We start from the raw sequence: 25,588 nt of genomic DNA on the forward strand, positions 1-25,588 counted from the left end.
AGGTGAAACTAAGGGCTGACAGGGTTTGCGAAAACCTGTCGGACAATCTGCTGATTTTTCCAGAGACTAATATCGAGAGCGTGCTTGCGGTCTGCGAGCAGACTAAACCGAAGTTCTTGGTAATCGATTCGATTCAGACGATGTACTCAGAGGAACTCGATAACACGGCTGGTAGCATCACACAGATTCGTGCGTGCTCAAATCTGCTTATGAAGTATGCTAAGATCAATAATGTGCCAATTTTTATAGTTGCACATGTCAATAAATCAGGAGATTTGGCTGGACCTAAGACTATCGAGCACATGGTTGACTGTGTGTTGAACTTTGTGGGTGAGCGAGATAGGGATCTCAGGATTCTGCGTTCTGTCAAAAACAGATTTGGAACCACCGAGGAAATCGGGGCATTCAGCATGGGTGCTGCAGGTATGACCGAGGTAAGGGACTTATCGGGAACTCTGCTCGAGAGTTCGGATATACGTGAAGAGGGTTCGGTAGCTTCGGCGCTCTACGAGGGCAGCCGTCCAGTGTTCTTTGAAATTCAGGCGCTAGTGACGCCCGCCAATGTCGGTTTCGCGCGCCGAAGCGCAATCGGTATCGACAATAACAGACTCAACATGATTCTGGCTGTATTAGAAAAGAAGGTCGGAATCTCCCTTCTTAATTATGATGTATATGTAAACGTGGTCGGCGGACTGAAGCCCGACGGGCCAGGTGCAGACCTGGCCGTCGCGCTCGCGATCTACAGCTCGTTCCGCGAGCGCACCTCGCCTCGCCGCGTCGTGGCGCTCGGCGAGGTCGGGCTTACCGGAAATCTGCGGACAGTGAGGAATGCAGACCGTATAGTAAGCGAAGCGGCACGCCTCGGCTACGAGATCATAATCATCCCGAAAGGGAACCTCAAATGCGAGAAGTCAGCATCCGGCATCCAAGTAGTAGGAGCGGATAGCCTCGGCGACGCCATCAGAGCATATATAGGTAAGAACTAGCTGCGCTAGTTCCTAGAGTCCCAAGAGACATAGAGGACGATAGCAAGCGAAGCAGTTAGCTCTTCAATGAGATAGAATATATTATGCAACATGGAGAGCACCGCAAATGCGGTGCTCTCTTTTATAGCAGGCTGATTGCAATATAAAATCAGATTCTACCTCCAATGACTGAGCAAGCATCAATAGATACTCGCATATTTAGTCAAGCTAAAAGTCATAGATTGTTCACAATTGCATACAATTAAATGATACAATGGACAAAATGACTTAAATGAATATGGGGGTGAAAATTATGGCTAAATATAAATGTAAGATTTGCGGATACGTTTTTGATGAGGAAAAAGAAGGCAAATCGTTTGAATCGCTTGATGTATGTCCAGTATGTAAGCAGCCAAAGTATGTTATGCTCCTTGTAGATGAGGGCGAAAGCATACCTCAGGAGGAAGCGTCAGCTTCAGCAAAGACTGATACGTCTTCACAGGATGATAATACTTCAGCGAACCTAGAATATGACAAAGCGACTACAAAAACAGATGAGAGCTGCAGATATATGAAAGAGATTCATGAGATGGCAGTTTCGGGAAAGTCGATCAGTGCAGCCATGGGCACGCAGATGCAGATGCCAGGCTTCGACGACATTCTACTACTTGGAGCGCAGCTTGATCCGATGCCTTTAAATGATGAGGATGAGGTTGATACATCGGTAGTAATCGGCAAAAAAGCACGTAAGCCGCTAGTACTCGAGAACCCTGTATATGTGTCACACATGTCTTTTGGCGCTTTGTCTAAGGAATCCAAGGTAGCGCTTGCCAAGGGAAGCGCGCTCGCTCATTCTGCTATGTGCAGCGGTGAAGGCGGGATGCTTCCTGAGGAATACGAGGCTGCTGATAAATATATATTTGAGTACATCCCGAATCTCTACAGTGTTACAGACGAAAATCTAAAGAAGGTAGACGCTATCGAGATTAAGATAGGTCAGGGGACTAAGCCTGGAATGGGCGGACATCTTCCTGGAGATAAGGTAACTCCTGAGATTGCGGCAATGCGTGGAAAACCAGAAGGCCAAGATATCAAAAGTCCTTCAAAATTCCCTAACATACACAGCAAGGATGACCTTAAGGCATTAGTTTTCGAGCTACGGGAGCGTTCCGAGGGCAGACCAATTGGTATCAAGCTGGCGGCAGGTAGAATTGAGAAGGATGTGGCTTTTGCCGTTTACGCTGAGCCTGACTTCATCACTATCGATGGAAGAGGTGGTGCAACTGGTTCCAGCCCATTTTTTCTAAGAGAGTCAACAAGTGTACCGACAATATTTGCACTTTATAGAGCTCGCAAATACCTTGATAGCATCAACTCAGATATCTCGCTTATTATAACTGGCGGACTTAGGGTTTCATCTGATTTCGCTAAAGCGATAGCTATGGGAGCGGATGCGGTAGCAGTTGCTACGGCGCCACTCGTCGCAGCGGCTTGTCAGCAATACAGAATCTGTGGTACAGGACTTTGTCCAGTAGGAATTGCAACACAGAATCCTGAACTACGCGCTAGATTCAAGGAAGAAGCGGCTGCAAAGCGTGTTGCGAACTATCTAAATGTGTCGCTTGAGGAGCTCAAGGCATTTGCAAGAGTTACGGGGCATAGTAAGCTTCACGATCTTAGTGTCGAAGATCTCGTTACTACTAACAGAGAGATATCTGAGCATACCAATATTGCGCATGTATAGTTAAAGCTATTAAAGTTGTCATCAATAAAACAGCGCAGATAGATTATATATAAAATAGAGAGAATTTCAGGTTTATAGGACAAAACGTGTTGGTAAAATCGTCTAAAACACTTAAAATTTCAAGGTGTATTGGGGTTATATCTTCCTTAGAAACAACATTTTAGGAGGATAGTTAAATGAAACGTGTTATTTGCCCTGTTTGCGGTAGTGGTTGCTCGAAGTATGGTAAGACAAAAGCAGGAAGGTGAGAATTCACCTTCCTGTTTCATATTCCAATTGTGTTTTATCTATAAATGTATTTTGGGAACTTGCCGAAACATGCATTTCTACTTAGAAATTATTTTTTAACTGTAGCTAGCTCGAACCAGAAATCGCTTCCTTTACCTTCTTCACTCTCGACACCGTAATTGGCGTTGTGGAGGCTGAGGATACCTTTTACGATGGACAGTCCCAGGCCGGTTCCTTCGATGTTGCGGTTTCTGTTAGCACTAGTTCTGTAATAGCGCTCCCACACGTGGGAAATCTCTTCAGCAGCGATTCCGTCACCGTGATCTATTACGTCAAATCTCACATTACGTCCGACCTTCTTAAGTTCGATGCGCACATACTTATCTTCGCCGCAATATTTTATCGCATTGGAAATCAGATTTGTCATAACCTGCTTGAGCTTATCGTAATCACCATATACATACGCTGATTTACACTTGCTAAATGAGATATCGTATCCCTCTTGCTGGTTTAGGACCTCAAATGTCTCTTCGACTTCACTAGCTGCCTTGACGATGTCGAATTTCGTCATATTGAGCTCTGCAGAATTCGACTGCAGTCTCGATGCTGAGAGCATATCGGAAACAAGCTTGTTGAGCCTATCTGCTTCAGCTATGATAACTGCAAGGTGTTCAGCTCTCTTCTCAGGATTATCTCCAGAGATATCATTAATCATCTCCGCATATGATTTAATCATCGTGAGCGGTGTCTTGAGATCGTGAGATACGTTGGCAATCAGGTCGCGCTGGTATGAATCAGTCTTCTGCATCTCGTACGAAGCCTTGTTTAGCGTTCTGGCAAGCTCATTCGTTTCAGTAAATAGACCACCTCTGAACTTGACATTATAGTTGCCATTACTGAGTTGCACTGCAGATTTTGTTATGCTTGCAATCGGTAAAGACAGCCATGTCGACATGATGATAGCAAGCATGCTGGCTATCATAAGCGTGATAAATGTGATGTAGAGCAACTGAGAACGCAGAATCGAAATAGTCGACTCTACCGGGTATAGTGGTGCGATCATGTAAAGGATAGTTCCATCGTTTCGATTACCAAGGTATGTCGCGTATACGAGACGAGAAGCTTTGTTTCCTTTATCAGCTACAGTGAGCGAAATGGTACCGAGTGAACCCTTAGCAAGTTTGTCTCTGGCATCTGAAATCTCGAACTGATAATGAGGTAAGTCGCCCTGCGAAAAGCCACTGTTACCATACTCTGTAGTAGCATCTGCCGTCTCAAGTCTTATGTATAGACCGTTTCGGTCAGCAGCTTTGCGTGCGTATGCATCGAAATTATCCCTATTTGTAGAATAATAATTACCGAGTTTATTCGCCGTTGCCTGCGCTTCGTGAGCCATCATTCGCTCGTAGTATGTGTTCATGAAGAAGCTCTGCATGAACCAAACCATGAGCAGGATAACCGCAGCAAACACCATGAAGTACATCAGTGAGATTGCACGTATGCTGTTCGGATCCCACTTGCTTCTATTTGTCTTCGTATTCAAACTTGTAACCTACTCCTCTTAGCGTAACGATGAAATCTCTGTATGGGCCGAGGTTGTTTCTCAGGTTTTTGATGTGAGTGTCAATAGTTCTATCGTCGCCGAAGAAATCATATCCCCAGATATCCGAGAGAAGCTTATCTCTAGATAGAGCGATATTTCTGTTCTGGATTAGATAGAAGAGAAGGTCGTACTCCTTAGGTGTAAGGTTTACTCTCTCTCCGTCTATATAGATTGTACGAGCCGCAAAGTTAACCTCGAGACCGTCAAATTTCATCACGTTGCTCGTTCCGTGGTCGGCACCTTCGCGTCTAGTAATAACTGCATTTACACGAGCCATGAGCTCCTTAGGGCTAAATGGTTTTACTACGTAATCGTCAACACCTAGCTCGAAGCCGAATAGCTTATCGTATTCTTCTCCTCTTGCAGAAAGCATGATGACTGGAATGTCCTTGAACTTCTTGATTTCTTTAACTGAGCTGAAACCATCTAGCTTAGGCATCATTACATCCATGATAATCAGGTCGTAATCGTTAAGCTTGCATAGTCCAATTGCGCTCATTCCGTCTGCAGCCTCTGTAACTTCGTAGCCGCTAAATTCTGAATATTCCTTGATGACCTCTCTGATTTTCGCTTCGTCATCTACAACAAGTAGCTTTTTCATATCTTATTCCTTTCATATCATGTGAATAATACAAAACACTAATTCAAATTTATAGTTCCTAAATTTTGTACAATTATATCACAACCCATCTTCACATTGTGGAAATCCATTGAAGAATACAAGATTGTAAAGTGTGGATGTATTTTGAAACCATAAAAGCGTATTTGTAATTTTGTTTGTTACACCCAATTATTTTATAATAATCAGTTCAGAAAGTTTAGAACTTTAATAAAATAACAGAAAAACAACAATTTGTAGATTTATGTAACCACCGCGTGACTATAATGCGTTATAATACGCTAAATATTAAACACACTTAAATTATAAATGGGAGGTTCATATGACTCACAATAAGCTCGGTGTAAGAAAAGGTAAGCATCTTCTCCTTATTCTTGCTATTATGACATTAATTTTTACAGTATTTGTATCTATGATGCCTAAAAGCGTCAACGCAGATGCTAATGATATAGTTGCAAAGAATATTGGAAATTACAAAGGTTATCGTGCAACTATATTTATATACAAGGGGGAACACAAGTGCTTCTGTTTGGAATCTCATAATGGTGACCCTTCAGGAACAAATCCAATAAGTGAAGAGATTTATAATAATACTAATGTTGCAAAAGCACTTTATTATGGACAATATGGCGTAGAACCTTGGGAAGGATTTAATGGTGATGAGGCCAAGGGTGTAGTTATAACTTCACTTACGTTGAGTGATTTCTATGGCAACGTTAACAACTATAATAATGTTGAGGGAGTAAAGGAATTTAAGGATTTCCTTAATAGTAAGCCTATGCCACCAAGTGAGATTACTCAGTTCGCGAAGAAAAATCTCAAAACATCTTGGGACGCAAAGAGAAAAGTACAGGTGACTGAAGATAATGAAGTTAAAGGTACAGCAGACCAAAAACTTTCGTTCAATGTTCCAAATGGAGTTAAGGTAGTTAAGAAGGATGGAACTGTACTTACAGGCAAAGTAACCCTTTCTGTTGGTGATGTTTTCCATCTTGAAGCGAATCCAGGTGTAAGCGGAGTTTATAGCACAGGGGAAATCGGAAAAAACTTTAAATATGAGCCTTTAGTTATCAAGACCGAGAGAGGTAAGCAGGATATAGGTACTCTTAGAATAATTGAGGATAAGACAGCAGTTACACAATTTCAGGTAACATGGCTTAAATTCAATGATGTAAAGATAAGCAAGCAGGATATAACTAATAAGAGTGAACTGCCTGGCGCACAGATGAAGGTTATTGATGCTGAGAGTGGCGATGTTGTAGATGAATGGACTTCTACAGATACCCCTCATGATATCAATAATCTTGTAAATGGTAGAAAGTATATATTGAGTGAGCTTGCAGCACCTAAAGGTTATCAGCTTAGTAATGAAAAAATAGAATTTGTTGCAGGGCAGAAAGAACATGTTGTTATGTATAATACTCCTGAAAAGAAACCAAAGTCGCCAAAGACAGGAGATAATACTGATTTGACCGTGCCTGTTGTAGTCTTTGCTACATCTGTAGCGACTATACTAGTTGCATTGTACATGCGCAAGCGCCTACAGAAATAAATAGTAGCTGTGTTCATCAGAACTTATAGTATGGTTTTGAATCATATTCTATATTCAAGGGATTAGAGTTTAAACTCTAATCCCTTATTTTTTAGATATTAATACGTAAAAACTATTTATAAAATATGTTGACATCATGAATTGAACATGCTAATCTAAAAAATTCATGTGTTGCTTAAAAAATGCAATTATATTATAATTTTAATATGTAGATTGTGCAGGAAGGAGGCTAACCGTGTTCAATATCGGAGACAACATTGCATATCCAATGCATGGGGCAGGTGTTATTACCGAAATCGAAGAAAAAGAAGTGCTCGGTGAGATTTGCCGCTATTATCATGTAAGCCTCCCATATAGCAAGATGCATGTGATGGTTCCTGTTGATAATTCGGATAAGGTAGGGGTTAGAGCCATCATTTGCAAGGAAGACATTCAAGGTGTTCTCAAAGTGCTTGGAGGCGAGTCTGATGAGATGTCTAACAACTGGAATAGAAGGTTTAGAGAGAACACAGAGAAGCTTCGTACTGGCGATATATACGAAGTTGCTGGCGTAGTGAGAAATCTCGTACGTAGCGACAGGGTAAAGAAGCTGTCGACAGGAGAGAAAAAACTTTTAGGCAATGCCAAGCAGATTCTTGAGAGCGAACTAGTGCTCGCGGGAGGGCTTTCTTTGGACGAAGCCGATAACCTTGTAGAATCTAACATTTAGCCATTAGGGTGCTTGTTGCGTCAAGCCTTGACCGCAAGTGCCTTTTTTTATAAAAACGATTGTTTAATTTTTGGCAGAAAGGAGGGGTAAGAATGATCAAGAAGATGTATTCCGTATTGCTGTTTGTCATGGGCGGTATAATCGGAGGACTCTTGTTCTGTGTACTGCAGATGCAACTTGAAAATATCAGCTTTAATGAAGTTGCTGTTACGAGTGTCGTTGATTTCAGCATACTAGTGCTTTTTGTAGTGATTTTCGGACTTATTTTTAGAATTTTTGCACCGACACTCATCAAGAAACAGAAGAAAGCCGCATCGTATATAGAGCATGATCTCAAAGATATATCCATTGATGCGATTCTCGTAGATGCACTCGGTGTGGTTATCGGACTAGTTATTGCACTCATCATTTCTATGAGCTACAGATCGCTTTTGCCACCACTCTGGTACGCAGTAGTGACGATTGTACTTTACTTCATGCTTGGGTTCTTTGGCTTTGCGATTGCATCAGCTAAAGTTAAGGGCAACAGAAAGATATTTGATAACTTTGCAATTCGTGGTCAGGAGAAAATTCAAGCTGGTGTGCCTAAAGTAATTGATACGAGTGTAATTATTGATGGCAGAATCCTCGATATCATGAGAGCGGGATTCATAGACGGCAAGATTATAATTCCAGCTTTTGTATTGGATGAGCTTCGTCATATCGCTGATTCCAGTGACAATATCAAACGTGTGCGCGGAAGACGTGGTCTCGATATACTCAATCAGATTAGAAGTGAATTTAACGTAGAAATTTGCAACAATACTACGAAGTTTAAGTACCTTGACGATATTCCTGAGGTAGACGTGAAGCTTATTAAGTTGGCGCGTGAACTAAATGCCAATTTGATTACTACTGATTTTAATCTCAACAAGGTTGCGACAATCAACGATATAAAGGTACTCAATATCAATGAGTTGGCAAATGCAATCAAGCCGGTGGTTATTCCTGGCGAGCAAATGCTTATCGACATTGTAAAGCGTGGAAAAGATCGTGAGCAAGGTATCGGCTATCTCGATGATGGTACGATGATTGTCGTTGAAGATGGTGCTGATCACATCGCTGAAAACGTAGCAGCAACAGTTACGAGCGTTATACAGACAGCGGCAGGCAAAATGATATTTGCACGCATCAATCCATAATGCAATAATATAAGCAACAAGCACCTAGTGACTATCAACTATTAACTATTAACTATCAACTATAGATTAGCTGTTAGAAACTATCAACTGTTTAGTGATGTATAGTTGTCAGTTGGTTGCTGCAAATTGCAGATTGCAGGTGGAGTAAGTGGCTCGTCATATAGAGTTACATTCGCGAAGGGAAGCTCCTTCGCAGACTAAACGAGGGATGGAAATAGCGATTAGTATTAATTTAGATAGACAGAGATTAGCGGCGAAGCACCGTAGCATTCATATTGCGCTCATCGCCGCGGCTGGTAAGGGTACGCGCATGGGGTCGGAGCTTCCTAAGCAGCTTATGAGCTATAAGGGAACTACGGTGATAGAGCGAACTGCTTCAGTCTTTGCGACACACGAGGAGATTGATGCGATATTTCTCCTCATACCACAAGATAAAGAATACGATGAGACATTCTTCCAAATAGCAGACAGGCTGAGACACTTGCACAACAAGCCTGTCCGCTGTTCGTATGGCGGAAATTCCCGAGGAGAGTCGGTGTATAACGGCTTGCAGGCCATTTCGCGGTATTTGGCTGAATGTGAGCAAGCTTCAGATGGTGAAGATGATGCGAAGAACGCTAAAGGCACTGCTAATTCTGAATCAGCAGGATGCTCAGAGGTGGTGGTACTGGTTCACGATGCAGCTAGAGCTGAAATAACTGAAGGAGTCATAGACAGAAATATAGCCGCGATGAGATCAAATGAAGCAACATGTACTGTAGTTCCAGCTATTGATTCGCTCAGAATGACAGAAAAATCAGCAAGTGAATTTTTTGACGACTTGTCATCACATAATGATTATCTTATAATTAATAGTAAATCTATTGATAGAGATAGAGTGGTCGCTGTACAGACGCCGCAGTGTTTTAAACTAAACAGTTTAATGGCTGCGTACGACAAAGCGAGACGTGACGGATATGTCGGTACAGATGATGCTTCTATCGCGGAATATTTTGGACTGGACATCGCTCTTGTTGAAGGAGACTATGCCAATTCCAAGATAACTACTGGAAAGGACATCCCTATGGGAATACGAGTAGGTACAGGATATGATGTTCATAGACTCGCCGAAGGGCACAGACTTATACTGTGCGGGGTTCCACTCCCCAGCGACAAGGGGCTCGTCGGACATTCGGACGCAGACGTGGCGACACATGCGCTGATGGATGCGCTGCTCGGGGCAGCTTGCTTGGGCGATATAGGAAAGCATTTTCCTGATACAGATGAGAGTTATAAGGGTGCAGATAGTGTTACACTTCTTCGTGAAGTCAAGAAGGAGCTTGGTGACATGAGCATTGGCAATGTTGATATCACGATAATTGCCGAGAGACCTAAGCTTGCACCGTATATAGATAAGATGAGAGAGAACATCGCTGAAGCACTTGAGATGCCCGTTGGCGCTGTGAGTGTAAAAGCCACGACGACAGAGAAGCTTGGCTTTACCGGAAGAGAAGAAGGCATTGCAGCACAGGCTGTTTGCACAATAGAAGGGAGATTTTAACTATGAAATTATCGAGGCTCCACCTCAAGACTTTGAGAGAAGCACCAAACGAAGCGGAACTAATCAGCCACAAGCTGATGATCAGAGCTAACCTAATCAAGAAGGAAGCTGCTGGAATATATACATTCATGCCATTTGGCTGGAGAACAATCAGAAAGATCGAAGATATCGTAAGACAGGAGCAGGACAGAATCGGTTGTCAGGAGCTCCACATGCCTCACGTAAATCCATCTGAACTCTGGAAGGAGTCGGGAAGATGGTACGCTTATGGACCGGAGCTTTGGAGAATCAAGGATAGAAACGGCAGAGACTTCTGCCTTGTTCCTACATGTGAGGAGCTGTGTACGAATATCGTTAAACAGGAGATTTCTTCTTATAGAGAGCTTCCTCTTCAGCTATACCACATTCAGTTCAAGTATCGTGACGAAGCCCGTCCAAGATACGGTCTGATGAGATCTCGTGAGTTTATCATGAAGGATGCATACTCGTTTGACAGAACTCCAGAAGATTTAGAAGTGGCTTACAGACTGCAGTACGACGCATATGTGAGAACATTTTCAAGATGTGGTCTTGACTTCAGAATCGTTGAGGCTGACAACGGTCCAATCGGTGGCAGCAATTCACACGAGTTCTCAGCTCTATCTAACGTTGGTGAGAGTGAAATCGCTTACTGTGAGAAGTGCGATATGGCGGCTACTATCGAGAGAGCTGAGTGCATAGATGAGAAGCCTGTTGATGAGCCAGAGCAGGCTCTTGAGACAGTATATACTCCAGGTACGAAGACTATCAAGGACGTATGCGACTTCCTTGGTGTTGAGGAGAAGCAGACTGTTAAGGCTCTTATGTTCACTACATTTGACCAGGATTTGAATCCGGCTGATTACGTTTGCGTTTTTATCAGAGGCGATAGAGACGTTAACATGATTAAGCTTGTAAATGCTCTTGGAATTCCTGAGCACTACATCGAGTTTGCGGATGAGGACGAGATGGGACCTGTTACAGGAATCGTTGGCGGATTCACAGGACCAGTTGGAATTCATAATTGCAAGATTGTTGTTGATAGCGAGCTAGTAGGAACTAAGAACATGGTTGCCGGAGCTAACAAGGAAGACCATCATATGAAGGGCGTTTGCTACGGTAGAGATTACGTTGGAGATATCGTAACTGATATCAAGACGCTCAAGGAAGGCGACCCATGCCCACACTGCGGAGCTCCAATCAAGCACACAAGAGGTATTGAGGTTGGACAGATTTTCAAGCTCGGAACTAAGTATTCAGATTCGATGAGTGCAACTTATAAGGATGAAAATGGTGAGGACCAGATTTACTGGATGGGTTGCTACGGAATCGGGATTACAAGAACTATGCAGGCAATCGTGGAGCAGAGTCATGATGATAAGGGCATCATTTGGCCAATGTCAGTTGCGCCATACCACGTAATCGTAACCGTTATCAATCCTGCTGATGAAGTGCAGATGAAAATTGCTAACAAGATTGAGTCTGAACTGGAAGCTAAGCGCGTTGAAGTTCTCGTAGATGATAGAGATGAGAGAGCTGGAGTTAAGTTTAACGATGCTGACCTGATCGGTATCCCTGTTAGAATCACAGTTGGAAAGCTTGCTAAGGACGGAAACGTTGAGTACAAGCTAAGACGTGAAGAGGGCAACGAAGTTATGTCGGCCGATGAAGCTATCAAGGCTGCGGCAGAGCTCGTTGATAAGGAAATCTTCGGACTATAATCCGATAATTTCGAAGGGAAAAAATTAATTACAAGGTGATTTAATGTCCTAAGAATTAGGAGGGAAAATGCTGGAACTATTCGTCACATTTTTCAAACTGGGCTTATTCACAATAGGGGGTGGGGTCGCTATGATTCCCATCCTCTCTAATATTATGGTAAAAGACAAGAAATGGTTCTCTGAAGACGAGATGATAGATATTATCGCGATCTGTCAGGGACTTCCAGGCGTCATTGCCATTAATATGGCAACTTACGTAGGATTCAAGAGGCGCGGGCTGATTGGATCCTTTGTTGCAACTTTTGGTGTGATTCTACCTTCGTTTATGATAATCGTCATTATAGCTAAAGGTATGAATTTCATAGACGGAAATCCGTACGTTCAAGGGGCGCTTGGAGGACTGAGAGCAGCTGCGCTGGGGCTCATAATCTTAGCTGTGTATCAAATTGCGAAGGGTGTGATCAAGGATAGATTCAGTGCAATAGGCTCAGTGGTCAGCTTCGTGCTAATTGCTGTATTTAAGATAAATGTTATTTACATTATTCTGTTGTTCCTAACTCTAGGAGTTACTCGTGCCTATATGACGAAATCATCTGTCGAGGATGCAGAAGCTTCGAGAGCAAGAGACGATGCGGAGCTTGCAGAAGGAAAATGTGATACAGAATCATCAAAGTTCAAAGTTGATGAAGAAGCATCCAGTTTGAATCATAATATAAAGAGAAGAGGGGGCGACAAGTGATGATTTTACTAAAGCTATATCTTGCCTTCTTCAAAATAGGTCTGTTTGGATTTGGTGGCGGTCTTGCGATTATCCAGCTCATATACGATAGCATTAGGGAGTTTGCGAACATATCTCAAGAGGAGTTTGCAAATATCGTCGCTATCGCACAGGTGACACCGGGCCCAGTTGCAGTAAATTCGGCAACTTATGTGGGATATGAGGTTGGCGGCTATCTTGGGTCCGCTATGGCAACACTAGGTGTTGCAACACCGGCATTTATAATTATCTCTCTAGTGGCTAAGGCTGTTAATCGTTATAAGGAAAGCACTGCTGTTAAAGGTGCTCTAGAGGGTATAAGACCGGCGACAGTAGGACTTATAGCAGGAGCAGCAATTACTATTGGAGGTGCGGCAGTTATGCCGAAGAGCTCTCTAGGCGGAAATTTTGCAGCTCTACGAGGATTGTCGCTTTCAGTCGGTAATTCACACATAGATTTGATTGCGATAGCGCTCACGGGGCTGACTATTTTGCTAATTCAAAAGTTTAAGATAAATCCAATGCTCGTACTTATCATTATTGGGTGCGTAGGAGCTGTCCTTGGTGTATAATTTAAATAATTATACCCAAATGGGAATGACGAATTAAGTCGAGATATGATTTTGCGGAGGAAAGAAATGAAGATTTATAACTCTATGACTAGAAGCAAGGAAGAGTTTGTACCTGTCCAGGAAGGCAAGGTTAATATTTACGTTTGCGGTCCTACGGTTTACAACTATTTTCATATAGGTAACGCTAGACCTTTCGTAGTGTTCGATACGCTGCGCAGGTTTTTCAAATATATCGGATACGAAGTTAAGTTCGTGCAGAATTTTACGGATGTAGATGACAAGATCATCAATAGAGCGAAGGAAGAAAATTTACCGGCACTTGAGGTATCGGAAAAGTACATCAAAGAATATTTTGACGATGCACAGGCTCTCAATGTAATAAAGGCTGACGTGCACCCTAAGGTTTCCGAGCATATTGAGGACATCATCGAGTTCATCAGCACACTCATAGACAAGGGTTATGCTTACGAGGCTGACGGAGATGTTTACTATATTACTCGTAAGTTCCCTGAGTACGGAAAGCTATCAGGACAGAACATTGATGACCTTGAGTCAGGTGCTAGAATTGCCATCGGTGAGGTTAAAAAGGATCCACTCGACTTCGCGCTATGGAAGGCTCAGAAGACAGATGATGAAATCGCGTGGGAATCTCCTTGGGGTAAAGGAAGACCCGGCTGGCATATCGAATGCTCAACTATGGCCAAGAAGCATCTCGGCACAACGATTGACATTCACGGCGGCGGACAGGACCTAAAGTTTCCTCACCATGAAAATGAAATCGCTCAGTCTGAGGCTTGCAACTGTGCACCGTTTGCAAACTACTGGATGCACAACGGATACATCATGGTTGATGGCGAGAAGATGTCAAAGTCTCTCAATAACTTCTTTACAGTAAGAGACATCCGTAATGAGTATGATGGTGACTTTATCAGATTCTTCCTTCTCAGCGTTCAGTACAGGGGACCAATCAACTTCAGCGATGAGGGTATGAAGCAGGTTAAGCAGGGCTACGATAGACTTGTAAATGCAACCGAGACTTTGGAATTCCTCGTACAGAATGGTTCTGAAGCGATGACAGAGCAGGAAGAGCAGACAGTTAAGTCATTTGCTGATTATAAGGAGAAATTCGTTGAGTGCATGAGCGATGACCTCAACACTGCCGGTGCTATAGGAGCTCTCTTCGAGCTAGTTTCGGCTATCAATATAGAGATAGAAGGCGGAGCATCGAAGGAATTTGCAGGCAAGGCACTTGATATAATCCATGAACTCGCTGATGTTCTAGGAGTTCTACAGAGAAGCAACGAAAATGCAATAGGGGATGATATCCAAGCGCTCGTAGATGAGAGACAACAGGCTCGTAAGGAGAAGAACTGGGCCAGAGCTGATGAGATTAGAGATCAACTAGCAGTTATGGGATATACACTCAAAGACACACCACAGGGAGTTCAGATAATTAAAGCAGATGCATAACGATATCAAGAGCATGAATACGACGGCACTCGCCTATATAGGGGATGCTATCTATGAATTACATATTAGAGAACTTCTGATTGGCAGAAATAAAGGTGATGTCGGCAAAGTACACAAGAGGGCCGTATCGTACGTATCTTCAGATGGACAGGCAAAAGCTATCAAGTCTATGATGAAGGATTTTCTCACTGAAGAGGAGCAGAAGTTCGTTAAGCGTGCGAGGAATAAACGTGCAACATCAAGACCTAAGAATGCAGACCCGCGCAAGTACAAGCTTGCAACAGGGTTTGAAGCACTGATAGGGGCACTTCATATGGATAGAGATGAAGATAGACTTGAAGAGGTGCTGGCTGAAGCTATTCGAATTATAGAGGAGGATTAGAGTGAGTAAAGCAGATAAACTGTTTGTGAGTATGTGCGAAGATATAATAGCGAACGGATTTAGTTCAGAGGGTCAGAAGGTAAGGCCTCACTGGCCGGACGGGGCGCCTGCGCATACGATAAAGAATTTTGGCGTGGTTAATAGATATAATTTGCAGGAAGAATTTCCGGCACTCACCGTAAGACCTACGGCTATTAAGCTTGCTTTTGATGAGTTGCTCTGGATATGGCAGAAGAAGTCGAACAGGGTTTCTGATCTCGGCAGCCATATCTGGGACGAGTGGGCAGGTGAAGATGGCACCATCGGTAAGGCATATGGATACCAGCTCGGAGTTAAGTACAAGTTCAAGCAGGGTGAGATGGATCAGGTTGATAACATCCTTTGGCTGCTTGAGCATGACAGATATTCCAGAAGAATCATGGCTAACATGTACAACTTTGCTGACCTTAGCGAGATGAACCTAGAGCCGTGCGCATATAGCATGACTTTCAATGTAAAGGGCGATACACTCAACGCGATTCTAAACCAGCGCTCGCAGGACATCTTGACGGCAAATAACTGGAATGTAGTGCAGTACTCGCTGCTCCTGATGATGTTCGCACAAGTTAGTGGACTCAAGGCGGGAGAGCTTGTTCACGTGATTTCAGATGCTCATATCTATGATAGACATGTGGATATAGTTAAGGAGCTTATAGAACGACCGCAGTATCCGGCGCCTAAGGTGGCGTTAAATCCGGATGTGAAAGACTTCTACGAGTTCACAGTAGATGATCTAATCGTCGAAGATTACCAGAAAAATCCACAGGTGAAGAACATTCCGGTGGCTATATAAATTGAGATTATATAAAGGCGGTGCCTGCATCAATTGCATGGGTGCCGTCTTAAGTATTTTTAAAACGAGAAAACAGGAAACGAAAGTATATAAACAGAGGTGAATGATGAATCTAATAGTGGCTGTTGATGAGAAATGGGGAATCGGATGCGACAACAACCTTCTCGCTTCAATTCCTGGGGATATGCAGTATTTTAAGGAAAAGACGACTGACGGAGTTGTAGTTATGGGGCGTAGGACTCTCGAGAGTCTGCCTAAGCAGAGAGGTCTGCTAAAACGTATCAACTACGTGCTCACTTCCAACAAAGAGTTTGAGGCTGAGAGATGTATAGCCGTACACAGCGAGGAGGAACTGTTAAAGGAACTCGAACAATATGACCCAGAGCATATTTTTATCATCGGTGGGGAGAGCATTTACAAGAAATTCTACAAACATTGTGATAAGTGCTTTGTAACCAAGATGCACGCGAACCTTAATGCCGACAAATTCATGGTTAACCTCGACGAAGATGAAGATTTTAAAGAGACGTGGAAGAGTGAGATGTATAGTGAAAACGGCATCGACTATGAGTTCGCTCTGTATGAAAGAGCATAGGTGGATTGCACAAGGAAGATGAATTATTAATCAGCTACTTGTGACGATAGGTTATAAATGTGGTAAAGGTAGAAGAATGGAAGATAGAAGGATAGAGGACAAAAGGATAGAGATCAATAGGCGCCTTCGTGAAATACAGGATGAAGTTGCTCTAAATAAGAAGGAGCAAGCCTGTATAAATGAGATTATTGATGATGTAATAGCTCTAAGACAAAGGAGCGGTAATACTCAAGAAGAGATGCTTGAGTATTGGGCGGGAACTGAATTCGGTAGAGTGGTGGCAGAGTTAAATTCTCAAGAGGATGCACTTTATAATAGTTTAATAAGAGATGCTGAAGTCGGAATTGAGAAGCGAAGACAAGCAATCCAGAAGCTTCTGAAAGAAGAACGTGAGTGTGAAGACGAGCTTATGCAGATGAGGAGGGACTATTGATATGAGTAAAAATATAGCTGTAAATAATTCGCTTGCCAAAGATCATGCGGAGAGAATACGCAGGTCTGTAACAAAATTAGGAGATGATTCATTAGGTAGAGCAAAGCATGTGCATAGTGAAGGGTATACTGCAATTAAAGATGCAGAAGCATGTTATAAAACACTTAGCGACATTGTTCCTCATCTACAGCAAAAACTAGAGCAGGATTGTGCTAATATAGCTAAAGTTGCAGATGTATGGAAGAAAGAAGATAAAGAAATCGCAACATATCTAACGGTTACTTTCGAAGATATAGGTAATAGCAAGGTTAAAATATAAGAAGGGAACGAACATATGCCAGGCGGAAACAAAATCATTAATAAAAGAGATACTCTATATATGCTACGTGAGATGAATCAGCAGATAAATAAGCTGATGATAAGTTCTACCGCTATTCAGCGTGCTATAGATAACTTTCTAGAGGATTGTGGTAGGGGAAAAACGCTACAAGGAAAGGGATTCGAAGCGGTAGAGGACTATTTCACAAAGACTTATAAAGAGTTGCTCCATGATCTAAATAGTGTATGTGCGTTAATGGGCTTAAAGAATATTGAGCTTGATGTTGCAATAGAAAATTACATAACCTTGGCAAACCACAACGAGTTGAATAAACAGAAGTTGTTTGATGAGATGATGCAGCTTGAAAAACAGCTACAATCTTTGGAAAACACTCTAGCAAAAGGCGACAATTTATATTGCGGATCCATCTGGGGTAACTCAGCTTCGAAATACTCCTTTTATATTTCAAGAAAAGAAAATCAAATTCAGGAGATTGAGAAACAAATAAGCGACATGGAGAATCTCGCTGGTCAAACTGAGAGTTTATTTGCCGAAATAAAAGAGCTAATCAAGTCCATAAAAAACGGAGTTAATCAAATCTACTCAGACAAACATTTCGATAGCAAAACAGGAATGTTTAAGCCATCCAATATTAGACTAGGTGAAACGAGGAAAAAGCTAGATACAATGGTTAAGGATGAAAAGCTTACCATTGAAGCCCTCGATCCAGTAAATATGGCTACTGGAAACTACATGTACCGAAAGAACTTTCTTGAGACACCTGGTGTGGTTCCTCTCGTTTTGGAGATCACATATAACAGTGTGGATAATTTTAGAAGGAGATTCGCCTCTGCTGGATGGACTCACAACTATAGAAATGAACTAACGATTTACGAATCTAAAATTGTGGTCAATATAGACAGCGGCAGGCAGGAGACGTACATACTAAAAGGAGACGTATATGTAAGTGATGACGGATTTACTTCAAGAAAAATCGAGCGTCTAGATGGTGAAGAATACAGGTATAAGTATACTAACGAAAGGCAAGAGCAATTCTTCTTTGATGATATAGGTAGATGTATCAAGAAGCTCACAGGTGAAGGTAGAGCTATACAATTCGAGTACGACGAATTGAAGCTTAAAAAGCTCAGCACCGAATTTGGCACAGGATATGTATTTGACTACGAGGAATCTGATGACGGCAATTCTTATGTGACCAAGGTATCTGATTTCTCGGGTCGCAGCATTGAACTCAAGTACGAAGATATAGATGATAAGTTCAGTAGGACTGGCAAGATGCATGTTCTCTCTGAAATTCACGATGAAATGGGGAGCGTATACTCGTTCAAGTATAACAATTTGTGCAAGATGTACACTGTCATCAACGCGAGAAATACCGTAAATCTTATCAATGAATACGATGGCAGTGGAAGGGTTACTAGGCAGATATTCCCGGATGGCGACGAGATAACGGTTCAGTACTATGACATAGGTAGAAAGGCTATAGCTACTCATCAGAATGGCAGCCAAACTGTCTATGAACATGATGAGAAATTCCGAAGCACCGTATCCAGATATACAAGTGGTTATGAAGAGTTTACATACAATGATACCAATGATCGAACCTCGCACCGCGATAAGAATGGCAACATTACATCGTATGAATACGATGACAAAGGTAATGTGATCGTGGAGAAGACCCCAACGGGGGATGTAATTAAGGCTACGTATTCTGAATCAGGTATGCTACTCTCGGTAGAGGTAAATGGCAAAGTCATGGCGCAGAATGAGTACGATGACAAAGATAATCTAGTCTCTTCGAGCGATGCGCTGGGTAGAGCTATCGGATACGAGTATAACGAGTATAAGCTTCCAGTGAAAATCATAAACCCAGACGGCACCAGTATTTCTCTAAGTTATGATGACAGAGGAAACATTGACGAAATCATAGATGAGCTCGGTAATACCAATAAATACAGCTACGATGACCTAAATAGAGTTACTTCTACAGTTGACGCTAACGGCAACCTGGAGAAGTTCGCTTATAATGCAAGAAATGAACTGACCGAGAGTATAAATCCGCTCGGGGACATAAGGACGTTTGATTATAACGAAAGCGGAAAACTCACGCACGTTGTTGACTACGACGGAAATGAGGAATTTACCGAATACAACGAGCTGAACAAGGTGTCTGCATATGTTGATAAAGATGGTAGCAGAACAGAATACTACTACAACGAGATGTGGCAGATTGACCAGATTAAAGACCCTACAGGCGCAAATATCCTATGTCTATATGATGCCGAGGGAAATCTGACTAATGTCGTAGATGCATCATATTCAACAATCAGGTACTCTTACGATTCCTGTGGCAACATAACAAAGGTTAGGGATCAAGAAGGATACGTCACCAAGTATACGTATGACAAGATGAACCGCATGACCTCGGCAGTAATGGCGGATGGAAGTGCGGAATACTATGCGTACGATGCTTTCGGAAATGAAACCAAATTCATAGACGCCCTTGGCGGTGAATGGATAAATGAATACGATGCAGCCGGTCAGAAGATAAAGTCGATAAACCCAATGGGTGTAGATACAGTGTATACATACGGCCTACGTGGAAACCTTATCGAAGAACGAAGTGCAGGCATGACCATAAGATATAGTTACGATGCAGCCGGAAGATTAACAGAGGTAATTGATGCGGCAGGAGTGGTAACAAGCTTTTCATATGACAACAACGGAAATCTCTTATCAAGGAAGGTAGGAGATGTAGAGAAGTCATTTGATTACGACTCTATGAACAGAATTACTAAAGAGTTCACTGCAGGAGCATTAACTGCAAGCTACACCTACGATGCTGCCGGCAATATAAGTTCTGTGACAGATGGCCTTGGAAATCAGACAAAGTATATCAGAACAAAGGGCGGTGATATTGCTGCTGTAGTTGATCCTCTAGGTAATGTTACCAGATACAGATACGATAAAGCCCATAGGCTTATGAACATCGTTCAGGGCGTGGGAACTGAAGCAGAAGATATTAATTTAGAACTCCTTGAAGATGCTGAAGAAGTCCAGAAGCTTAACAAGAAACATAACAGCATAAGAATTACGTCATACGCAAGAGATATCCTTGGAAGAGTAACATCTGTCACGGATGCACTCGGTAATGTCGAAAGCTATGAATATGACCGCAAAGGCCATATAAAAGCCAAGACGGATATGGACGGAAACAGAACCAAGATTACAAGAACGCATCTGGGAGACATTTCGCGTATTACGTATGGAGACGGAGAGGATATAGAGTATTCATATAACGCTCTCGGGCAGCTAAAGGCTATAAAAGATTCTCTTGGATTAACTAAGATAGATAGAGATATCCTCGGAAGAGAAAGAAACATAACCGACCATAAGGGTAGGTCTATTTCGTATAAGTATGACGATGCCGGTAACAGAACAGGTATAAGATACGCTAATGGCAAGAACGTCAGGTACGTATACGATGATAGAGGACTACTCGCAGGTGTAGAAACAGCTACACCTACGATGGAACCAGCATCAGTAAATACTGCCTCGCTTTCATACGATGCATACGGCAGAATAACATCAAAGACAGTGGGTCCTGATGAAACTGCATACACATATGATAAATGTGGACATCTGGCAAGCCTTGTAAATAAGAAGAGCGGTACAGTTCTAGATTCATACGAGTACAGCTATGACCAAACAGGCAATCTAGTCGCATCTAGACAAAAGAGAGAAGGCATGCCTGAAGCCACCGGAAGCTATGAGTATGGATACGATGAGATAGGTAGACTTAATAGGGTAGTTAAGGACGGAAGTCCGCTCAGAAGCTATACCTACGATGCCTTTGGCAACAGAACCATCCTAGATGAAGCAGGGGCAAAGACAGAGTATCTGTATAACAAAGCGAATCAGCTAATGAGAACAGACACTCCTCATGGCACTACTATCTTCGAATACGATAAACGAGGTAATGTTATACATAAGCGCACGGGTAGTTCACAACACCGCGTTTCTGTAGATTATACATACGGAGCAAACAACAGGCTCATACAGGCAGTAAAGAGTATTGACGGCAAATTACTCACAGCAAGGTATGTATATAACGGCCTTGGAATGAGAGTGTCCAGAGCTACAGATGCAGGAAGCATAGACTACGTCCTTGACCAGACGAAGATATATAACAACTTGTTAGAAAGCATCCAGGTAGATGACCTAGGCAGTATGGAAAGTCATAGCAAATCGGAAGACTTCACATGGCTTGGTAACGAGCTAGTAATGGCAGGTGAAACACCAATCCTATCTGGCCGATTAGGGACACCGGAGAGAGTAATAGGAGCTTCTGAACATGACTTCGGCTATGATGAATTCGGAATACCAGAAGCAACTAAGTTACCTGAAATAGCTGGCGAACTACCTCTAGGCTTTACCGGATATATGCGAGATGATATTTCCGACACACTATTTGCACAGGCTAGAGAATATATGCCGGAAATAGGGCGATTCATGGGAAGAGATATCCTAAAGGGCAGAGTAGAGCAGCCAAGAAGCCTCAACGAGTATGCGTACTGCCATAACGATCCGGTAGGGTTTGTGGATTTGAATGGTATGGAGGAAGAGCCAAAGCAAAATCTGGGTGAATTTACAAGAGATTATCTGGTAAATCAATCTATAGGCAAGGGAGCGGAGGCAGTTGAGATTGAGTCAGAATATGCAATTCGTCAAAAGCTTCTTTATAATAATTATCAAAAGGAATATAGACCTGCAAAAGAGTTAGCTCAAATTATTCGAAAAGAAACGAATAATCCTTGGGCTAAAAATGGGACACTTGGCCAGATAACAAGAAGATATAACAATGCTAATAAAGCGCTTATACATGATAAGTCTGTTGATACTGGTCAGATACAGGAACTGTCAGCTAAAAACCTAAAGAGAGCTGGAATACGAGGCGGTATACTAGGTGGCACGCTTGATGTTGGTATTGGTGCAGGTCAAGATTACTTCGCGGGAGCGTCTAGAAGCAAACTTGCTTCTAATGCAAAGGTTAATTTTACATTTGGAGCAGCAGAAGGGGCAATCGTTGGCCTTGCATTCGCTGTAACTCCAGTAATAGGGATTGCTGCAATTATTGGTGTTGTATTATATGAATACTATTATTCAGACAGAGACAAAATTAAAAAAAGACTTAATAGTTTGGATTAGGAGCAAAATAATGAATGATAAGGAAATGACATATATTGGGGAGTTTATAAAGCACAATAATATCCACCAAACAATAGAGTCATTAATGTTTGGCACACACTTAATATCAATTTTATTGATATTAATATACTTGAGATTTGCAATATCACCTCCAGATAAAGCCGACCCAATAGCACTATATATCTCGTTATGTATTCCAGTTACGTTACTAGTTGTTAGTATATTGTTGAGGAAACGAATCTTTTATCTTAAAGAAAAAGAATTTGGTAAGAGTTTATATATTGTTCAAATAACCATATATATATATTGTTTGATTATAGGCATATTATTTGTCACGCTTGTTGTACTATGCGAATATGGTGCGAAAAAAGTTCCAAGTGCAATAGGATTTACTATTTTGGTTGCTGGTGTTACTGTTGCGAGTACATATGTCCGTGTAAAACTAAATATAAAGAGAGGGCATTATTTGCATAGAAAAAACATAATTAATGAAAAAATAATTGCGTTTATTTCCTCAGCGATAGGGATAGCAATATGTATAATTATTTTTCAATTTATCAAAATGAATTTTACGGGAATTGGATATGGAATTATGTCAATTATGCTAGTAATGGCATCTTCAGCTCTATCACTTATATATTATCTTAAACTAAAATATGCAGAGCGTTATGGACTTGAAGAGTATTTGCCTAACAGACCTAATCCTGGTCCGTATACAGGATGGAAATGATAATCAAAGCACTACGCCTTTAGGCAGAACTTGAAATAGGAGCATCGCGATACTATGTGTAAGAAATACAATGACCAAGCCATAAGGAATTTCGTTTCGGGAAAAGGCTCAGTAATGACAGAAGAGGGGAAAAGAAAATCGAAAAAGGAGTTATCTAACAAAACAACGCTTTTGTTAATGCTACTTACATATTTCCTTTTTACAATATCAAATGCAATACAGTTAAGCGATATAAACGTAAGATTGATTTTTGTTATCCAAATGGTAGCTATTCTAATATGGCTACTTGCATCGGTGTTTTATTTTAAAATAAAAATAACTTCGGTAATACCCCGAAATAAACTATTTCAAATATGGTCGCTGATTATTTTTTTGATAACTGTTGATCTTATGTTCGTTGGTGTTTTGAGAATAGTATACAGTGATTTAAATCTTGTTATACCGTCAATAATATTACTTTTGCAGAGTTTTGGAGCTGCTATTTATGAGAGAAAACAGATATTAAATGCTATTAATAATAGTGATGGCATTATGAAGAAACCATTTGAGAATATAAAAGACTTATCTCAAGGTGGTATCTATGTAGTTGTAATGATAGTTACCATGATTGTGCTAAGAGAGAATTTGAATTTGTTCGCTTTTTTTGTTGTTATCTCGTCGTCGTTTGTTACACTTACTATGTCTAGGGGACTTATTCAACAAGTATATAAGTGGTATTTTGCCAATAAGTACGATATGAGGGATGAGTTATTTAAGAATGTTTTATAAATGATAGTAAACTGAGAATGATTTACTAATCTGCGATAGGGGTATCATATTAGTTTGAAAAGGCTAAATGGTTTTTAACTATATAAAAGAAAGTGAAATGGAAAGCAAAGAAAAGATAGCAAGTTTTATTGAATACCATAATATTATAAGACCAATTGAATATCCACTCTTCGTAGCGCCTTTTTTGTCTATAATTATGAGCGTTTTGTATGTAATAGGATATTTTTCTGAGCAAAAATATTCTACTACAAGAGAAATTTGTATTGTGGGACTGATTTGTTCGATTATTTGCTTTTGTATAAGTATGAAACTAAGAAGAATGTGTTTACAGATATTCTCAAACAATCCGGGAAAAGGCATGTATTCAGCAGAAATTATACAATACGTTGGGCTGATTTTTCATTCAATTATATATATCGAGTTTGTTACATCATGGTGGAAAAGAGATATTTATTTGATTGTCGCAACACTTTTTATCTTGTTGCTGATCAGTGGTTCAATATGTGTCACGGTGTTGACAATTAAGTACAGATTAAATAAAAGAATTTATTTAAATAAGAAGCGAACAAATTTTAACAAAGTAGCCGTTTTTTCATCGACTTCGTTTATATCTGCTGTATTTATTATTAAAAGTGTTGTATTAAACAATTTAGAATCAAATATGCCAGTTCTTATTTTGCTTATGCTAATAAGCTGCATGATAATATCTGTAATTCTCTCTACAGCGTATTACCTTAAACTTAAATATGCCAAAGAGTATGGACTCGAAGAATATCTACCAACAAAGCCACATCCTAGTAAGTTTACTGGATGGAAATAAAATTCACAAACGAAATCTTCACTCTTATGAACTAAAACACATGTATTTTAAGCAGAATAACCAATGGGATAGGGTTCTTAGGGAAGTGATTACGACTCTATGAACATTATTGCATGATACGCAATAGATATCCTCGAAAGAGATAGTATATGGAGAAAAATATAAAACACATGGCCATTAGTTTAAGTTAATAATAAAGGCCACATGGTGAATAAAATGAAGAAAAAAATATATTCAAAAGACCAATTAATAGCTTTTCTTGGATACTCGCCCAGATGGGAAACTAAAGACTGTTGGATATGGACACTTCTTACCCCTATCCCGTTCGGTATTTTGTTAATTACTATTCCGCTAGCTGTAACAGAGGGAGATAATGGCTATAAGTTAAACATTCTGTCAAAATGGATATACGTGATTACTGTTAGTTGTGCAGTTCTAGGAAGTGTAATTTTATATATCATTGCAACTAGACGGCTAAAGGAGCATAGAAGGCGTGCAAGGATTGGATATGAGCGAGATGTGTACATTGTACTATTAATATGGGCAATCCCGACGTTACTTGCATTCGTACAAGGCACAAATCCTGAATTGAAAGTTGGAGATTATATTATCAAAGTAATAATATTATCAATTGTTTTTATCTAAAACATTAAAGCTTTTGTTAAGCATAACTACATTACAGATTCTGAAAGCAGAATAAAATGGCAACTTTACGGAGCGGTTATTTGCTTCCTTGTGCTTGCGTGGCTCGCTTGTTTTTTTGAGCGAACAGGAAATTCAGCTATAGATATATCCCTATTT

Annotated in this window: 22 protein-coding genes and 1 pseudogene; 21 read left to right on the forward strand and 2 right to left on the reverse strand. The window is 41.1% G+C overall.

Features of this window, described 5'->3' with window-relative positions:
• Positions 1–986, forward strand: a 986-nt coding sequence (locus tag AXF17_RS03455; protein WP_237049077.1) for a magnesium chelatase domain-containing protein, incomplete at its 5' end; no start/stop codon positions are given.
• 292 nt (positions 987–1,278) lie between these two features.
• The gene (locus tag AXF17_RS03460; RefSeq protein ID WP_094233815.1) at positions 1,279–2,709 is read left to right on the forward strand and encodes a glutamate synthase-related protein; all 1,431 of its coding nucleotides are present in this window, start codon (positions 1,279–1,281) and stop codon (positions 2,707–2,709) included.
• A gap of 337 nt (positions 2,710–3,046) precedes the next feature.
• Here AXF17_RS03460 and AXF17_RS03465 read toward each other — a convergent pair whose 3' ends face one another.
• A complete protein-coding gene (locus AXF17_RS03465) occupies positions 3,047–4,480 on the reverse strand; it encodes a sensor histidine kinase (RefSeq protein WP_094233816.1) in 1,434 nt (477 codons plus the stop codon).
• A complete protein-coding gene (locus AXF17_RS03470) occupies positions 4,461–5,141 on the reverse strand; it encodes a response regulator transcription factor (RefSeq protein WP_094233817.1) in 681 nt (226 codons plus the stop codon). The genes AXF17_RS03465 and AXF17_RS03470 overlap by 20 nt, the downstream gene beginning before the upstream one ends.
• A 340-nt stretch (positions 5,142–5,481) precedes the next feature.
• Between AXF17_RS03470 and AXF17_RS03475 the strand changes: the two genes are divergently transcribed.
• From AXF17_RS03475 to AXF17_RS03560, 19 genes and pseudogenes are all read left to right on the forward strand, one after another.
• Positions 5,482–6,711, forward strand: a complete 1,230-nt coding sequence (locus tag AXF17_RS03475; RefSeq protein WP_094233818.1) for a prealbumin-like fold domain-containing protein — start codon at positions 5,482–5,484, stop codon at positions 6,709–6,711.
• A gap of 235 nt (positions 6,712–6,946) precedes the next feature.
• Positions 6,947–7,420 (forward strand): CarD family transcriptional regulator, encoded by a 474-nt coding sequence (locus AXF17_RS03480; RefSeq protein ID WP_094233819.1) that lies wholly within the window; start codon positions 6,947–6,949, stop codon positions 7,418–7,420.
• Between the two features lie 92 nt (positions 7,421–7,512).
• Positions 7,513–8,601 (forward strand): PIN/TRAM domain-containing protein, encoded by a 1,089-nt coding sequence (locus tag AXF17_RS03485; protein ID WP_094233820.1) that lies wholly within the window; start codon positions 7,513–7,515, stop codon positions 8,599–8,601.
• A 208-nt stretch (positions 8,602–8,809) separates the two neighbouring features.
• A pseudogene (locus AXF17_RS09800) lies at positions 8,810–9,649 on the forward strand (IspD/TarI family cytidylyltransferase); the annotation flags it as partial.
• Between the two features lie 21 nt (positions 9,650–9,670).
• Entirely contained in the window at positions 9,671–10,141 is a 471-nt protein-coding gene (gene ispF, locus AXF17_RS09805) for a 2-C-methyl-D-erythritol 2,4-cyclodiphosphate synthase (protein ID WP_334293362.1), read from the forward strand.
• Between the two features lie 2 nt (positions 10,142–10,143).
• A complete protein-coding gene (locus AXF17_RS03495; protein WP_094233822.1) occupies positions 10,144–11,880 on the forward strand; it encodes a proline--tRNA ligase in 1,737 nt (578 codons plus the stop codon).
• A gap of 67 nt (positions 11,881–11,947) precedes the next feature.
• Positions 11,948–12,619, forward strand: a complete 672-nt coding sequence (locus AXF17_RS03500; RefSeq protein ID WP_094233823.1) for a chromate transporter — start codon at positions 11,948–11,950, stop codon at positions 12,617–12,619.
• A complete protein-coding gene (locus tag AXF17_RS03505; RefSeq protein ID WP_237049091.1) occupies positions 12,619–13,209 on the forward strand; it encodes a chromate transporter in 591 nt (196 codons plus the stop codon). The genes AXF17_RS03500 and AXF17_RS03505 overlap by 1 nt, the downstream gene beginning before the upstream one ends.
• Before the next feature lie 66 nt (positions 13,210–13,275).
• Entirely contained in the window at positions 13,276–14,679 is a 1,404-nt protein-coding gene (gene cysS / locus AXF17_RS03510; RefSeq protein WP_094233825.1) for a cysteine--tRNA ligase, read from the forward strand.
• Complete coding sequence (locus AXF17_RS03515) at positions 14,672–15,061, forward strand: Mini-ribonuclease 3 (RefSeq protein WP_094233826.1); 390 nt, start codon at positions 14,672–14,674, stop codon at positions 15,059–15,061. Before cysS ends, AXF17_RS03515 begins: the two co-directional genes overlap by 8 nt.
• A 1-nt stretch (position 15,062) precedes the next feature.
• Positions 15,063–15,893: a thymidylate synthase gene (thyA, locus tag AXF17_RS03520; RefSeq protein ID WP_094233827.1), complete on the forward strand. Its 831-nt coding sequence runs from the start codon at positions 15,063–15,065 to the stop codon at positions 15,891–15,893.
• Between the two features lie 103 nt (positions 15,894–15,996).
• Entirely contained in the window at positions 15,997–16,488 is a 492-nt protein-coding gene (locus AXF17_RS03525) for a dihydrofolate reductase (protein ID WP_237049078.1), read from the forward strand.
• Between the two features lie 76 nt (positions 16,489–16,564).
• Positions 16,565–16,921: a hypothetical protein gene (locus tag AXF17_RS03530; RefSeq protein ID WP_094233829.1), complete on the forward strand. Its 357-nt coding sequence runs from the start codon at positions 16,565–16,567 to the stop codon at positions 16,919–16,921.
• Position 16,922: 1 nt separating this feature from the next.
• Positions 16,923–17,240 (forward strand): TIGR04197 family type VII secretion effector, encoded by a 318-nt coding sequence (locus AXF17_RS03535; protein WP_094233830.1) that lies wholly within the window; start codon positions 16,923–16,925, stop codon positions 17,238–17,240.
• A 15-nt stretch (positions 17,241–17,255) separates the two neighbouring features.
• Positions 17,256–22,469 carry an RHS repeat-associated core domain-containing protein gene (locus AXF17_RS03540; protein ID WP_094233831.1) on the forward strand — a complete coding sequence of 1,738 codons (5,214 nt, stop codon included), beginning with the start codon at positions 17,256–17,258 and terminating at the stop codon, positions 22,467–22,469.
• A 10-nt stretch (positions 22,470–22,479) separates the two neighbouring features.
• Entirely contained in the window at positions 22,480–23,199 is a 720-nt protein-coding gene (locus AXF17_RS03545) for a hypothetical protein (protein ID WP_094233832.1), read from the forward strand.
• 54 nt (positions 23,200–23,253) lie between these two features.
• Positions 23,254–23,967 (forward strand): hypothetical protein, encoded by a 714-nt coding sequence (locus AXF17_RS03550; protein WP_094233833.1) that lies wholly within the window; start codon positions 23,254–23,256, stop codon positions 23,965–23,967.
• Positions 23,968–24,064: 97 nt separating this feature from the next.
• Positions 24,065–24,787: a hypothetical protein gene (locus tag AXF17_RS03555; RefSeq protein WP_157682553.1), complete on the forward strand. Its 723-nt coding sequence runs from the start codon at positions 24,065–24,067 to the stop codon at positions 24,785–24,787.
• Positions 24,788–25,003: 216 nt separating this feature from the next.
• A complete protein-coding gene (locus tag AXF17_RS03560; protein WP_157682554.1) occupies positions 25,004–25,432 on the forward strand; it encodes a hypothetical protein in 429 nt (142 codons plus the stop codon).
• Positions 25,433–25,588: the final 156 nt, after the last annotated feature.

Source organism: Mogibacterium pumilum, assembly GCF_002243385.1.
Classification (GTDB): domain Bacteria; phylum Bacillota; class Clostridia; order Peptostreptococcales; family Anaerovoracaceae; genus Mogibacterium; species Mogibacterium pumilum.

Excerpts from the sequence above, each read along its gene's own strand:
- AXF17_RS03460 (WP_094233815.1), top strand. The coding sequence starts at position 1,279 with ATGGCTAAATATAAATGTAAGATTTGCGGATACGTTTTTGATGAGGAA.
- AXF17_RS03470 (WP_094233817.1), bottom strand. The coding sequence starts at position 5,141 with ATGAAAAAGCTACTTGTTGTAGATGACGAAGCGAAAATCAGAGAGGTC.
- AXF17_RS03475 (WP_094233818.1), top strand. The coding sequence starts at position 5,482 with ATGACTCACAATAAGCTCGGTGTAAGAAAAGGTAAGCATCTTCTCCTT.
- AXF17_RS03485 (WP_094233820.1), top strand. The coding sequence starts at position 7,513 with ATGATCAAGAAGATGTATTCCGTATTGCTGTTTGTCATGGGCGGTATA.
- AXF17_RS03495 (WP_094233822.1), top strand. The coding sequence starts at position 10,144 with ATGAAATTATCGAGGCTCCACCTCAAGACTTTGAGAGAAGCACCAAAC.
- AXF17_RS03500 (WP_094233823.1), top strand. The coding sequence starts at position 11,948 with ATGCTGGAACTATTCGTCACATTTTTCAAACTGGGCTTATTCACAATA.
- AXF17_RS03505 (WP_237049091.1), top strand. The coding sequence starts at position 12,619 with ATGATTTTACTAAAGCTATATCTTGCCTTCTTCAAAATAGGTCTGTTT.
- cysS (WP_094233825.1), top strand. The coding sequence starts at position 13,276 with ATGAAGATTTATAACTCTATGACTAGAAGCAAGGAAGAGTTTGTACCT.
- AXF17_RS03515 (WP_094233826.1), top strand. The coding sequence starts at position 14,672 with ATGCATAACGATATCAAGAGCATGAATACGACGGCACTCGCCTATATA.
- AXF17_RS03525 (WP_237049078.1), top strand. The coding sequence starts at position 15,997 with ATGATGAATCTAATAGTGGCTGTTGATGAGAAATGGGGAATCGGATGC.
- AXF17_RS03530 (WP_094233829.1), top strand. The coding sequence starts at position 16,565 with ATGGAAGATAGAAGGATAGAGGACAAAAGGATAGAGATCAATAGGCGC.
- AXF17_RS03535 (WP_094233830.1), top strand. The coding sequence starts at position 16,923 with ATGAGTAAAAATATAGCTGTAAATAATTCGCTTGCCAAAGATCATGCG.
- AXF17_RS03540 (WP_094233831.1), top strand. The coding sequence starts at position 17,256 with ATGCCAGGCGGAAACAAAATCATTAATAAAAGAGATACTCTATATATG.
- AXF17_RS03545 (WP_094233832.1), top strand. The coding sequence starts at position 22,480 with ATGAATGATAAGGAAATGACATATATTGGGGAGTTTATAAAGCACAAT.
- AXF17_RS03550 (WP_094233833.1), top strand. The coding sequence starts at position 23,254 with ATGTGTAAGAAATACAATGACCAAGCCATAAGGAATTTCGTTTCGGGA.
- AXF17_RS03555 (WP_157682553.1), top strand. The coding sequence starts at position 24,065 with ATGGAAAGCAAAGAAAAGATAGCAAGTTTTATTGAATACCATAATATT.
- AXF17_RS03560 (WP_157682554.1), top strand. The coding sequence starts at position 25,004 with ATGAAGAAAAAAATATATTCAAAAGACCAATTAATAGCTTTTCTTGGA.